This window comes from Capnocytophaga canis, assembly GCF_000827555.1.
Classification (GTDB): domain Bacteria; phylum Bacteroidota; class Bacteroidia; order Flavobacteriales; family Flavobacteriaceae; genus Capnocytophaga; species Capnocytophaga canis.
Genome location: NZ_CDOI01000149.1, coordinates 26,781 through 39,145, shown reverse-complemented (window position 1 = coordinate 39,145; position 12,365 = coordinate 26,781). Strand labels below are relative to the sequence as shown.

At 35.4% G+C, this 12,365-nt stretch carries 13 protein-coding genes; 2 read left to right on the top strand and 11 right to left on the bottom strand.

Translation table 11 applies throughout. The annotated features are described in order from the left end of the window. Positions 1 to 158: type IX secretion system membrane protein PorP/SprF (locus tag CCAND38_RS11515; RefSeq protein ID WP_156129780.1), on the bottom strand; the 158-nt coding region annotated here is incomplete at its 3' end. Positions 159 to 431: 273 nt separating this feature from the next. Between CCAND38_RS11515 and upp the strand changes: the two genes are divergently transcribed. After that, positions 432 to 1,088: a uracil phosphoribosyltransferase gene (upp, locus tag CCAND38_RS06475; protein ID WP_042344448.1), complete on the top strand. Its 657-nt coding sequence runs from the start codon at positions 432 to 434 to the stop codon at positions 1,086 to 1,088. Here the strand turns inward: upp and CCAND38_RS06470 are convergent. The 7 genes from CCAND38_RS06470 to CCAND38_RS06440 form a co-directional block, all read right to left on the bottom strand. Beyond that, entirely contained in the window at positions 1,059 to 1,970 is a 912-nt protein-coding gene (locus CCAND38_RS06470) for a DUF6427 family protein (protein ID WP_042344447.1), read from the bottom strand. The two genes, upp and CCAND38_RS06470, sit on opposite strands and share 30 nt — an antisense overlap. A gap of 10 nt (positions 1,971 to 1,980) precedes the next feature. Then, entirely contained in the window at positions 1,981 to 2,478 is a 498-nt protein-coding gene (locus CCAND38_RS06465) for a Rieske (2Fe-2S) protein (protein WP_231550006.1), read from the bottom strand. 5 nt (positions 2,479 to 2,483) lie between these two features. Then, a complete protein-coding gene (locus tag CCAND38_RS06460; protein ID WP_042344460.1) occupies positions 2,484 to 3,092 on the bottom strand; it encodes a porin family protein in 609 nt (202 codons plus the stop codon). A gap of 24 nt (positions 3,093 to 3,116) precedes the next feature. Beyond that, positions 3,117 to 3,347 carry a ferredoxin gene (locus CCAND38_RS06455; protein WP_042008246.1) on the bottom strand — a complete coding sequence of 77 codons (231 nt, stop codon included), beginning with the start codon at positions 3,345 to 3,347 and terminating at the stop codon, positions 3,117 to 3,119. A gap of 180 nt (positions 3,348 to 3,527) precedes the next feature. After that, positions 3,528 to 4,184, bottom strand: a complete 657-nt coding sequence (locus CCAND38_RS06450) for a PQLLE family protein (protein ID WP_042344446.1) — start codon at positions 4,182 to 4,184, stop codon at positions 3,528 to 3,530. A 196-nt stretch (positions 4,185 to 4,380) separates the two neighbouring features. After that, positions 4,381 to 5,142 carry an LEM-3-like GIY-YIG domain-containing protein gene (locus CCAND38_RS06445; RefSeq protein WP_155289085.1) on the bottom strand — a complete coding sequence of 254 codons (762 nt, stop codon included), beginning with the start codon at positions 5,140 to 5,142 and terminating at the stop codon, positions 4,381 to 4,383. Between the two features lie 47 nt (positions 5,143 to 5,189). Beyond that, positions 5,190 to 6,443 carry a peptidase U32 family protein gene (locus CCAND38_RS06440; RefSeq protein ID WP_042344443.1) on the bottom strand — a complete coding sequence of 418 codons (1,254 nt, stop codon included), beginning with the start codon at positions 6,441 to 6,443 and terminating at the stop codon, positions 5,190 to 5,192. Between the two features lie 89 nt (positions 6,444 to 6,532). On the opposite strand from CCAND38_RS06440, the gene CCAND38_RS06435 reads away from it, so the two are divergent. Continuing rightward, the gene (locus CCAND38_RS06435) at positions 6,533 to 7,777 is read left to right on the top strand and encodes a type IX secretion system plug protein (protein WP_042344442.1); all 1,245 of its coding nucleotides are present in this window, start codon (positions 6,533 to 6,535) and stop codon (positions 7,775 to 7,777) included. Positions 7,778 to 8,036: 259 nt separating this feature from the next. Here the strand turns inward: CCAND38_RS06435 and CCAND38_RS06430 are convergent, their stop codons facing one another. The 3 genes from CCAND38_RS06430 to dnaG all read right to left on the bottom strand — a co-directional run bounded on the left by CCAND38_RS06430 (position 8,037) and on the right by dnaG (position 12,281). After that, positions 8,037 to 9,578 (bottom strand): Rne/Rng family ribonuclease, encoded by a 1,542-nt coding sequence (locus CCAND38_RS06430; RefSeq protein WP_042008256.1) that lies wholly within the window; start codon positions 9,576 to 9,578, stop codon positions 8,037 to 8,039. A gap of 231 nt (positions 9,579 to 9,809) precedes the next feature. Beyond that, positions 9,810 to 10,115 (bottom strand): HU family DNA-binding protein, encoded by a 306-nt coding sequence (locus CCAND38_RS06425; RefSeq protein WP_042008258.1) that lies wholly within the window; start codon positions 10,113 to 10,115, stop codon positions 9,810 to 9,812. Positions 10,116 to 10,313: 198 nt separating this feature from the next. Then, the gene (gene dnaG, locus CCAND38_RS06420) at positions 10,314 to 12,281 is read right to left on the bottom strand and encodes a DNA primase (RefSeq protein ID WP_042344441.1); all 1,968 of its coding nucleotides are present in this window, start codon (positions 12,279 to 12,281) and stop codon (positions 10,314 to 10,316) included. Positions 12,282 to 12,365: the final 84 nt, after the last annotated feature.

Below are 12,365 nucleotides of genomic sequence, written 5' to 3'. Positions count from 1 at the left end.
AATATACCAAAAAAACTATCAACACCACGAGACCCCGTATATCCCGGATTAAACATCATCGTGTTGTACATGTATTGTGTGTACTGTGATTCTTGTTGAGCGAATCCTAATACACACAGAAAGAACATACACAAAGCTACTAACTTATTCTTCTTCATATAACTAAATTAAAAGTTCATCCCTCTCTTTACATGTCAGAACTATGCGTTAGACATGAATTTGACATAATACATATCAAACGGAGGCAAAAATACGTTTTTTATTGCGCACTTACAAGAAAAATGAATTATTTTTAGAAGTAAAAATTTCTTTTTCTTGCTGATTATCTTCATTTTAAATTTTATGTCGGAAATATCTCTTAAAGAAGACATTCTTCTTTCTTCTAATTTTTGTAACTTTGCAAGACAAAACATGTAAAAATACTGATACATATGATCATACACCACTTAGGCGAAAAGCCTTCGATTTTAAATCGCTTCGTAGCCGAATTACGAGATGTGAACGTTCAAAAAGATCGTATGCGTTTTCGTACGAATTTAGAACGTATAGGAGAAATTCTATGCTATGAAATGAGTAAATTTTTACAGTACAAATCAGAAATCGTAACGACTCCATTGGGTGAGAAAAAAGTAGAAATCCCTAAAGACGACGTGGTTATATGCTCCATTTTACGAGCAGGATTAGCACTTCATCAAGGACTTATGAACTATTTTGACAATGCTGACAACGCTTTCATTTCTGCCTACCGCAAACACACCTCTGAAACAGATTTTGATATTTTAGTGGAATATTTAGCTTCTCCTTCCTTAGAAAATAAAATTCTTTTTTTAGCTGACCCTATGCTTGCTACAGGTCGCTCATTTGTAAACGTTTACAACGCACTCAATTCCTTGGGAAAACCCAAAGAAATACATTTGTTTGCTGTTATTGGTGCTCAAGAAGGAATAGATTACTTAGAAAAAAACTTCCCCGAGGACACCCATCTGTGGATTGCCACCACTGATCCCAAACTAAATGAAAAAGGATACATCATTCCAGGATTGGGAGATGCAGGTGATTTAGCTTTCGGATATAAAATGCAACAATAATACCACCAAAGGAATGGTTAACAGTGACCACAAAACGGTTTCTTTTAGCCATTTTTTTGTTATTTTTTCAACATAAAGGGCAAACAATATCGAAAGGGGCGTGAATATAAAGACCGGTTCCTTTGAAAAAAAGATCACAATCAGACCTACAGACAAAATCTGTACAATCACTTGACTGCTTCCGCTGTGGTATTTATTCTTAAAAAAATAGACCAGCAATGATGTTATGAGTATGAATCCCATTAAAATTAGCGAAAATAACATGGGTGGGTGCAATACCTTTTGATACGAAAAATCCCATAAATCTTCTGTTGAAGGAACTATAAAGGTAAGATCCAATACCAAAAACATTGCAGATGACAAAATTCCAACACAAAAAATAGCAAAAAAAGGAATTAACCAATATTTTTTCTTTTTAGAACGGTACAAAAGAAGTGAAATCCATACGTTTAGCAAAAAAAACAAAGCATAAACATTGAATAACCCCGCACAAAGTATCAAAAATGAGACATCAAATATCTTTTGAGGAATATTTCTTTCATTTTTCAATGATAACATCCGCCATATTGCAATAGTTATAAGTAAATTGGAAGCTAAAATAAGCAAATTAGTATACGCAGTAGGAAAAAGAATCACGAATACCCCAAAAAACAATAACGAATAGGAGTTTCCTTGAGTCAATTCATTCCAACGATCAATTTTATTTAAAAAATACAATGTAACATATAGTAAAGAAGCTACTCCAATGATTCTGAAAACATGCCATACATTCCAAATCGTATCGAAAATAAAAAACTCGTAGAGCAATTGTCCAAAAATTACTGCTAAGATTACCGCTAACAAATTGGCGGGTTTTCTATTTTCAAATCTATTAGAAATCATTTTCAATCAATTAGTTAGATACCGTAATTTGATTCCCCGAAACGGACACATTGTAGTTCAACAACGGATAGCTACGTTCCGATGACGCCACCATAACGCTGCCATTCACCAAGTTATAAACCGAACCATCACAAGGGCATATCACAAAAATGTACGCATTGGAATTATTTGTACAGATTTGAAACCTCTCTCCCTCCTTCGAAGCACAATACAATCGATCGCAAGCTGACGGATATTGATTCGGACAAGCTGCCTCCCATGCTACATACCGATTATTGCTAACGTGCGTTACAAAAACACCCTTAAGTCCAATCTCTGAAATATAGATAGTATTCTGTGGATACTTCAATGAGTTATATACAGGCAGATTCAAATTTATAGTATAAGAAAACCTACTTTCAGGCAAATACGGATTACGTTCAATTTTAGATTTTGTACACGCAAAAAGCACTACAAAAACAAACCAAACGCTCATCAAAATAAAAGTAACCTTTCTTATTTTTCTCATACGCATCAAAATCTATATCCCATTCCAATAGAAATATACGAATTTTTAAAATTATTCGTGGAACTTATGTTCATTTTTTTTAACGATTCATTGGAACTATCCGCAATATTTGTCAATCCTTGATTGAATCGTGCTTCAACGAAATAACCTGAAGAAGTAGTGTACTTCAGTCCGATACCGAGCAATAAGTCAAAGTTATCGAATGCTTTCTCAACAATCACTTCTTCCTCGTTCTTTTTGTACGAAAATTTTGATTTTTTAGCCAAAAAATTAAACTGTGGCCCCACTTGAGCGCTGAGTCTTTCATAAACTTTCATTCCTAACAAAACTGGAACTGAAATATAATCTAATGCAACCTTTACACCACTTCCTGTCACATTTACAGTTCCCCCTATGCGAGTATAGAGTCCCTCTGTTTGTACGAAAAACAAGTTCGACAAAGGAAAATCCATCGTAACTCCACCGTAAAAACCGTGATATCTGGAAAGTTCAACCCCAGGATTTACATCTCCACTTAATGAAGCATAATTGTATCCTCCTTTAATCCCTACATACTGTGCTTTTACCTGTTGGAAAAATAATCCAATAAATAGCAAAAATAATATTTTCTTCATATTCATATATTTTTTAGTTAAACATCATATTTTTTTGGTTGAAATAATTTTAACGGGACATACCTTTTGAGCCTCTGCACAATTTTCATAAATACTATCATCGTGCGATTTGAGTGTAAAAAAACCCTTCTTCTCTGTGGAGCGAAGCAAAACACTTTTTCCGTCTTTCTTCGACATTTGAAACTGCTCCGGAGCTACTTCCACACAATAATTACACCCAATGCATTTATCACGCTGTAAGGTTACTACTACCATTATTTATTTGTCTTTAAATTGTGTTATAAAAGTACGATGATATTTTTTCGTGTCAAGCTGTTATTTTCATCATACTTTATTCATTTTCCAATTTTATAAATCAACTTATTTAGAAAATTTTCTTTAAGAAAACAAATTATCTTCTATTTGAACCCGTGTTTTGTCTTTTCTAAAAACACATTAGCTTCTTACAAATTTCCCGAGGGCTTCCAAAAGTTGTGGGCGGTCTTCAAGGGCGATTTTAGCCACTTTATGGAACTTCGATACCCATTTGTCGAGGGTTTCAAAGGCTTTGTTTTTGTCTCGGGTGGCTTGTTGGCTTTCTCCTTTTTCTTGCAGATAGGTAGCGTAGGCTTTTTCTACTTCGGGGAGTTCTTGAAGCTGATTTTTGACATCTTCTTCGTTGATTTTTAGTTGTTTTAGTGGCGTAAGAAGATTGGGAGTGGTGTCCAAAAGCTGATAAAACGCTCTCATTTCTTCCATAGCTGCAGCGATGGCTCGGGCAGCACTTCCTTTGAGTTTGAGCTGACGAAGAGCTTCTTCGTTGTCCTCAAAGACGATACGTGCCTTTTTGCGATGTGTACTATATTTTTTCTGTACGTTTTGATATTTTTCCTGAAAAGCCAATGACGCTGATGTCTCTTCGCGTGTTTCTTTTATATTGGCATCGAATGTTTTACGAGCTTCATCATAAAGGGCTTTTCCTTCAGCGATTTTGGCATCGTCGTAGCCGTATTCTGCTAATTCTGTTTTCAAATCGCCCTCTTTGGACAGATTTTCAAACATCGCTCCAAAATTCTGAAGCATTTGTTCGTTAGATAGATAATATGTTTTCATTTTTTTAGCGTTTTTACAATTATTTTCCTATTCTTTGAATTCTTTTTATGTTTTGGCGTCTCCCTTTGCTATTTTAATACTTCGGAAGGTTTTTTAGCCCTACATTTGTTTATTTTAGTTCCGCATCGGCTTATTAAAATGCTTCGGAATGTTTTTTAGTGGTGCATTAGCTTATTTGAACGCTCCGAAGTATTTTTTAATTATAATTGTATCTGATTGGATTTGCTTCGCCTTTTTTTCTTTGAAATTGCTCAGGTAATCTTTTTCTTAAATATAATTTTTTGATATCTTCATTAGCTTCTTCTCCTTCAAATCCCCATCTTTTATTAGTGCGATTTTCAAATTCTGGAAAATGTTCCTTTCTTGCCCTATGCCATTTTATAGGTTTAAATACTCCAACAATAATTCCCTTTTCCATAGCAAGAATATAATCAGCTTTCTCAGCTTTTTTTACGTCTATTTTCCAAGCAAATCTAACACTATCATATATACTTCTATCTGTTATTGTTCTATTGATATTGATCATTACAACTTTATGTTGTAATTCAGCTATTTCAGCTTGATATTTCGTGATAATTTCAAAAGCATTCATTGCACCGAACTCATTGCTCCCCTTCCCTTTTACAATATTTGTTGTGTTAGGAAAGATATCTATCAAGGCTGCTTCTACTTGTGTCGCTGTATCAGAATCCAACCCGTGTCTGTGTATAATGTGAATAACATTTAATCCTGCTTTTTGAATTTCTCTAATTCTTTTAAATTTTAAGTCACTTTCATCTTCATCCTCTTTCTCTAATTTATTAGCACAATTCAAGTGTTCAAAAACTCTATTGTTTTTTCCTTTTCCTACGTAAAATGTTTCTCCATTTCTTGGGTCAATTAAACGATATACATAGTATTTTAATTCTTTACAAACTTCTGGTGGAAAGTTTTTTACTTCAAAATTATTCATTTTCATTTGACTTGTAAGGTTTATAAATAGATTGATTTTTTTAATTTGTATAACTACTTCGCAAACTCCGTAGCTACAATCTTATATAATTTATCTGACAGACGAATTCTGAAATCGGTTTTGATGGTGCAAGAATCGCCTTTCGTTGCCGTTTGTGCAGGAGCGTCATTTACCATCATATTTTCCAAAACAAACTCCTGTACGCCTGTGGTAGGGCCTGTAATGAGGAGTTTGTCGCCCACTTTAATATCGTAGGCTTCGATGAGAAATTCCGCAATCCCCGATTTTGGAAAATAGTGCTTTCCTTGTCCTACATACACCTTTTTCTGTGTAGCGTTCGACCCCGGATTCTCGCTCCATTCTCCCAATTTCTGTCCCAAATAATATCCGCTCCAAAATCCTCTGTTGTAAACGGTTGAAAGGGCTTCCATCCATTTTCCAACCTTTTCTTTTGAATATGTCCCCTCGTAATACGCATCGATGGCTTCACGATAGGTTTTTATGACAGTCGCCACGTATTCGGGAGCTCTTCCGCGTCCTTCAATTTTAAGTACTTTGGCTCCTGCGTCAATCACTTGGTCGAGGAAGTCAATCGTGCACAAATCCTTGGGCGACATCATATATTCATTATCAATTTCGATTTCAAAACCGCTTTCTTGGTCGATTACGGTGTATTTTTTTCGGCAATTTTGCTTACACGCCCCTCGATTTGCCGACGAATTATGCGAATGCAAACTCAAATAGCATTTTCCTGAAACCGCCATACACAACGCTCCGTGACCGAAGATTTCTATCTCGACCAAATTCCCTGACGGACCTTTAATCTGTTCCCTTTGGATTTGCTCGGCGATTTTCTTTACCTGCCTAAGGCTCAATTCACGACTCATTACCATTGTATCGGCAAACATTGCATAAAAACGCACCGTTTCGATGTTTGTAATATTGATTTGGGTAGAAATATGCACTTCCATACCAATTTGACGAGCATAGGCAATAACTGCTTGATCCATAGCAATCACTGCGGTTAAATTTGCCTTCTTTGCAGCGTCGAGCAAGGTTTTTATGATGGATAAATCGTGGTCGTATATGATTGTGTTTAAGGTAAGATAGGTACGGATACCTTTTGGGTGGCAACGTTTTGCAATTTCGTCCAAATCGTCAATGGTGAAATTGATACTTGCTCTTGCCCTCATATTCAGCTGGTCAACTCCAAAATATACCGAATCAGCACCATTATCAATAGCTGCTTGTAACGATTCGAAGTTTCCTGCGGGAGCCATCAGCTCTATTTTTCCTGAATTTGTCATAAATGTGATTGAAAGTTAGCGAGTGCAAAGATAAAAAATTTTTATTTATACGATTTTTTTTCATACATTTGATTTTTAAAAATATATGTATGAAACAATTAATTATATATTTTCTATTCGGTTACAGTCTTGGAGTCAACGCTCAAATTCTTACCGAAAAAACACCTCCAGAATTCATAAAAACAATTATTTTTAAGGCTTCAGAAAATGATAAAAGCCAATTCCCAATTGTGCGACTCAATGAAATGTTTACTCTACAGTTCGATGACTTAAGTGGTGATGAGGAAACATATTATTATAAAATCACGCATTGCAACGCCGACTGGACAGCCTCCAATTTGCTAAAAAGCGAATATATTAAGGGGATGGATGAGCAACCTCTACGCCCCGAAAGCAATTCGTACGCAACTTTGCAATCCTACTCTCACTATCGACTTAATTTGCCCAATGATTTGACAAAAATTACCCTTACAGGCAATTATCTTCTTTCTATTATTGACAGATTTGGAACGGAATTATTCTCCCGTAGATTCGTAGTTTACAATCCATTAGTAAGCATTCAATCCGAAATCAAACGCACACGCGACCTACAACATTTCGACACCAAACAAGTGGTGCAATTCTCCATCAAAGAATTGGGGTTACATCTGCAAGATCCTACATCAAATGTTAAAGTAGCTGTCTTGCAAAACTATTGCTGGAATAATGCTATTACGAATCTGAAACCTCAGTTCACAATAGGGCGAGAACTTATTTACAAACACGATCTTGAAAGTGCTTTTGATGGAGGTAATGAATATTTTTACTTTGACAGTAAAGAGTTACGTGTAACCTCAGGTGCTACATATCAAATATTCCAAAACAAACTGTTTGAACACGTTCTATTTGGAAATATAAGCCGTGCGAATCGGGTTTACACCTACAATCCTGATATCAACGGAGATTTTCTAATAAACACATTGGACGGACGCAACCCGGATAACGAAGCGGATTACGTCTGGATACATTTTTCATTAGAATTACCCGCCTCTTTCGGCAAAAAAGAAGTATACGTATACGGAAAATTCTCCAATTATGAGCTTTTAGACATTTACAAACTTACTTACCATGAAGAAAAAAGAATTCATCAAGGAAAAATCCTGCTAAAACAAGGATTTTATAACTATAAATTTGCTACAAAAGAGCAAAACGAAGAAAATTTTAATGAAATTGGCGGGAATTTTCAACAAACAGAAAATAATTATACCATTTTAGTCTATTACCGAGCTCCTAACGCTCTTTATGATCAAGTGATCGGACTTGGAGGAGCTAATAGTAGTAATATCTCAAGGTAAAGTGGATATATTTTCGGTATAATGTCTAAAAATTAAGCTATTTTTTAGACGATTGTTTCTAATGGATATTTTTAAGTTCAATTTTCAGTTGTGATTTTGGTTTTTATTTCAAAAGTATTTTTCTTGCTGTATCTGTCAAACGGAAACAAACTTTGCTGGAAAGTAGCTTGTCAGGAACACAAAAATATTTGAAACTCTACAGACCTCTTTTTCTGAAAATAATAAAGGCTTTGCAATTTCTCGCAAAGCCTTTGTTTTTTTAAAGAGGTGTTCCTTCCTTAGTTTTAAAACGGTATTCAAGATAGGAGTATGCATCGCGGTGCATTACCCTCACCCACCGTTTGTATTTTAAAAACCATTTAAAGCGTATTGACATTAGTCCGTGGGTAATATACGCTGCAATAAAAGGATGTGCATTTAGCACAATGCTACCCTTATAGGTACTCTCTTTAATGATTCTTTCAAGTTCTATGTTGATTTTGTCAACTAAAACAATAGGTGCTTCAATTTCACCTTCTTTACTCGGATTTTCTTCCTTGGTTTTGATGTTTAGTTCTTGGCGTACTCGCTGACGCGTAATCTGTATTAACCCAAATTTACTTGGAGGTAATATTTTGTGTTTTGCCCTATCTTCCGACATTTCTTGTCGTAGATGATCAAAAAGAATCTTTCGGTTATCCGTATTGGACATATCAATAAAATCAACAACGATGATACCCCCCATATCACGTAAACGCAGTTGCCTTGCAATCTCTGTTGCTGCAATTAAATTTACTGCTAAAGCCGTAGATTCTTGATTATCAGCTTTGTTAGAGTGATTTCCACTATTGACATCAATAACGTGTAGTGCTTCAGTATGTTCAATCACCAAATAAGCTCCTTTGCTCATTGAAACGGTTCGTCCGAAAGCCGTCTTAATTTGTCGTTCAATATGGAACTTTTCGAAAATGGGAACTGAAGAACGGTACAGTTTTACGATACTTTCTTTTTCAGGGGCAATCTCTTGAACATATTTGATAACTTGCTCGTAGAGAGTCTCGTTATCCACCTGAATTCCTGTGAAAGAATCGTTGAACATATCTCGCAAAATAGCTCCTGTTCTACTGATTTCGCTCATCACCTTGGATGGGAAAACAGCCTTGTTAATTTTTTTACACATCAAAACCCATCGGTTGAATAAACCCTGTAAGTCCTTATCCAGTTCCGCTACTTTTTTACCTTCTGCTACGGTACGTACAATTACGCCAAAGCCTTTAGGTTTAATGCTTTGCAGAAGTCGTCGTAGTCGTTCTTTTTCGGTTTTGCTTTCAATTTTCTGTGAGATAGAAATTCTATCAGAAAAGGGTACTAACACCAAATAGCGCCCTGCGATGGACAATTCAGAACTGATACGAGGACCTTTGGTCGAAATCGGTTCTTTTACAATTTGAACCAAAATGGGTTGTCCTGCTTTCAAAACATCTACTACTGCTCCATCTTTATTAATATCAGGCTCTAAAGGAAAGTCTTTTAAAGAATAATCTTTTAATTTTCCTGAAATAATCATCTTGACAAATTTTTGTAAAGACGAAACCTGAGGACCTAAGTCCAAATAATGCAAAAATGCATCTTTTTCGTGACCTACATCCACAAAAGCGGCATTCAACCCAGGAATTGGTTTTCGGATTTTGGCAAGCATGATATCCCCCACACCTACACCATTAGCATCCTCTTCTTTGTGGAGCTCAATGAGCCTTCCTTCTTTAAGCAAAGCAAAATCGACATAAGAGGAACCTGAACGAATGATTAGTTCTTTATTCACTCTGTTTGGATTTTTTTTTGTTAAACTACTACATTGTTTATGAGTGATTTAATTTCATAAACTATTTTTTCAATGAACGTTTTTACATAAGACAGAAAAAGTAGTTAAAAACTACTTTTTCTTTTTGTGACGATTAGCTCTCGCTCTTTTTTTACGTTTGTGGTTAGCAACTTTATGTCTTTTTCTTTTTTTTCCGCTTGGCATAGCTTAATATATTTAATTAGTTTAAAATTATTTCTTTTTTCCTGATTTTACTTTTACTTTTGTTTTTACACCATCAACAAACACTTTTGCAGGTTTGAATGAAGGGATGTTGTGAGCAGGGATTTTAATAGTTGTATTTTTAGAAATATTACGTCCTGTTTTCTCAGCTCTTGTTTTGATAACAAAACTTCCAAAACCTCTCAAATACACGTTGTTCCCACTTTCCAACGATGCTTTCACTTCATCCATAAAGTTCTCAACCGTTGATTGAACGTCGTTTTTATCAAGACCTAACTTATCAGCGATCTTTGATACGATTTCTGCTTTTGTCATTTTATATTTCTTTTTAAATATTAATATTTTAACTTATTCGGACTGCAAATATAGTAATTAAATATTTAATAAACATGATGTTAGGTTAATATTTTTTTATTTACCGCCTCATTTTAACAGCCTTACAAAATTTTTAGGTTTCAAAATCATTGAAAATGAGTCAGTTGCGCATTTAGTTGATCAACAGTAAAACTATTTTTAATTGACTACCCGATTCAATCGCTTTGCCAATGTTTTTTGGAGTTGTATGTAATCCATAATTTCTGCCATAGCTTCGTTCTTTTCGGCTACCTCAACTGAGGTTTGTACTCGTTGCATAATATCGGCAATCAAATTACTCACTAGCTGTTTTCGGATGTTTAACAAAATATCTATTACCGCAATGTCTATATTCTCGTCCTTGTTTTTCACTACAATATCTTTGCGAAGCCAATCGTGTAATGTCAAATTTTCATCTTCCATAATGATTTGAGTTACTCTTCCGCTTAATTCGATAGGAAGCTGATTGACAAATGTAGATAACTGATAGGTTGAGTCCTCGTATTTGCTCATCACCAATTCATAAATATGTCTAAACTCCGGATTCGCAAAATGAATTTCATCCTCTTGTAGCTCCAAATATATTTTTTCATATATTTTAAGCTCTTGCTGCACTTTATATTCCTGCACACCTCCTTTTTCGTCAGGTTTTAATATGACATCAACAAATGTATACTTTCTATCTCCATAAAGTAACAGACACTTTATCAGATCGTGTTCCAAAACTTGTAACCGATCAATAGACAGTTTTATTTGTTCTTCTTTAGTTCGTGTAACTTCTAATTTTTGAGTTTTCTTACGCTCTACCTTTTGTCCTTCGTAAATATCTTTCTTTAATATTTGCGACAGAGTAGCAAATAATACATCTTCGGAAATTTCCATCAATGCAGCACATTCGCGGATGTACACTTCTTGTTTTATTGAATCAGGAATTTTTGAGATGCTCTCTATGATGTCGCGTATAGTTTCTGATTTTTTTATGGGGTCATTTTGAGCCTCTTGCACCAGAAGTGATGCTTTGAAGCGTATGAAGTCCGTAGTATTTTCTTCCAAATAGAGAGTAATGTCTTCCAAAGCGTTGTTTCGAGCAAAACTATCTGGATCTTCACCGTCGGGGAATGTACATATTTTCACATTCATCCCCTGCTCTAAAATAAGGTTAACCCCTCGTAAGGAAGCTCTCAACCCAGCAGGGTCACCATCGTAAAGCAAGGTAATATTATTGGTTAACCGATGAATGAGGCGTATTTGTTCAGGAGTAAGAGCCGTTCCGCTTGAGGCTACCACATTCTCAATTCCTCTTTGATGTAGTTGAATTACATCCGTATATCCTTCCACCAAATAACAATTGTCAACCTTAGCAATTGCCTGTTTAGCGTGATAAATCCCATAAAGAACTTTACTTTTCTGATAGATTTCACTTTCGGGAGAGTTGAGATATTTTGCAGCTTTTTTATCTTGCGTAAGTATACGTCCGCCAAACCCCAATACACGTCCACTCATTGAGTGAATAGGAAACATCACCCGCCCTTTGAATCGATCAAACTTTTTATCTTCTTTAACGATTGTCAGACCCGATTTTTCGAGAAACTCAAGTTGATATCCTTTGCTCAGAGCTTCATCTGTAAAAGCACTCCATTGGTCAGGGGAATATCCCAAACGGAATTTTTTAATGGTATCCAATGTAAAACCACGCTCTTTGAAGTAACTCATCCCGATAGCTTTTCCTACTTCGCTCTCAGTCAGGATTTTCTCAAAGTACGTCTGAGCAAACTCCGAAACGATATAAAGGCTTTCTCGTTCATCTGCCTTGTCTTTTTCTTCATCCGTCTGTTGGGTCTCCTCAATTTCGATATGGTATTTTTTTGCTAAATAGCGTATTGCCTCTGGATAAGTGAAATGCTCGTGTTCCATCAGAAAAGCAATAGCATTTCCTCCCTTACCACTACTGAAATCTTTCCATATTTGCTTAACAGGAGAAACCATAAAACTGGGAGTTCGTTCATTAGAAAATGGACTTAATCCTTTATAATTGGAACCGGAACGTTTGAGTTGTACAAAATCTCCTACGACTTCCTCAACACGCATCTGGTCATACACTTTGTCTATGGTTGCTTTTGAGATCATTTTTATTCCACTTTAAAAAAATTATTAGCCTTAAATAAATTAAAAAGTACTAAAATAACATTTTCTCCTGCCTAAAAAATGAGA

What these genes read in the sequence shown, in the direction of transcription:
- CCAND38_RS06425 (WP_042008258.1), bottom strand. Translation starts at nt 10,115, where the DNA reads ATGACAAAAGCAGAAATCGTATCAAAGATCGCTGATAAGTTAGGTCTT.
- CCAND38_RS06440 (WP_042344443.1), bottom strand. Translation starts at nt 6,443, where the DNA reads ATGACAAATTCAGGAAAAATAGAGCTGATGGCTCCCGCAGGAAACTTC.
- CCAND38_RS06435 (WP_042344442.1), top strand. Translation starts at nt 6,533, where the DNA reads ATGAAACAATTAATTATATATTTTCTATTCGGTTACAGTCTTGGAGTC.
- dnaG (WP_042344441.1), bottom strand. Translation starts at nt 12,281, where the DNA reads ATGATCTCAAAAGCAACCATAGACAAAGTGTATGACCAGATGCGTGTT.
- upp (WP_042344448.1), top strand. Translation starts at nt 432, where the DNA reads ATGATCATACACCACTTAGGCGAAAAGCCTTCGATTTTAAATCGCTTC.
- CCAND38_RS06465 (WP_231550006.1), bottom strand. Translation starts at nt 2,478, where the DNA reads ATGAGAAAAATAAGAAAGGTTACTTTTATTTTGATGAGCGTTTGGTTT.
- CCAND38_RS06460 (WP_042344460.1), bottom strand. Translation starts at nt 3,092, where the DNA reads ATGAAGAAAATATTATTTTTGCTATTTATTGGATTATTTTTCCAACAG.
- CCAND38_RS06450 (WP_042344446.1), bottom strand. Translation starts at nt 4,184, where the DNA reads ATGAAAACATATTATCTATCTAACGAACAAATGCTTCAGAATTTTGGA.
- CCAND38_RS06470 (WP_042344447.1), bottom strand. Translation starts at nt 1,970, where the DNA reads ATGATTTCTAATAGATTTGAAAATAGAAAACCCGCCAATTTGTTAGCG.
- CCAND38_RS06445 (WP_155289085.1), bottom strand. Translation starts at nt 5,142, where the DNA reads ATGAAAATGAATAATTTTGAAGTAAAAAACTTTCCACCAGAAGTTTGT.
- CCAND38_RS06455 (WP_042008246.1), bottom strand. Translation starts at nt 3,347, where the DNA reads ATGGTAGTAGTAACCTTACAGCGTGATAAATGCATTGGGTGTAATTAT.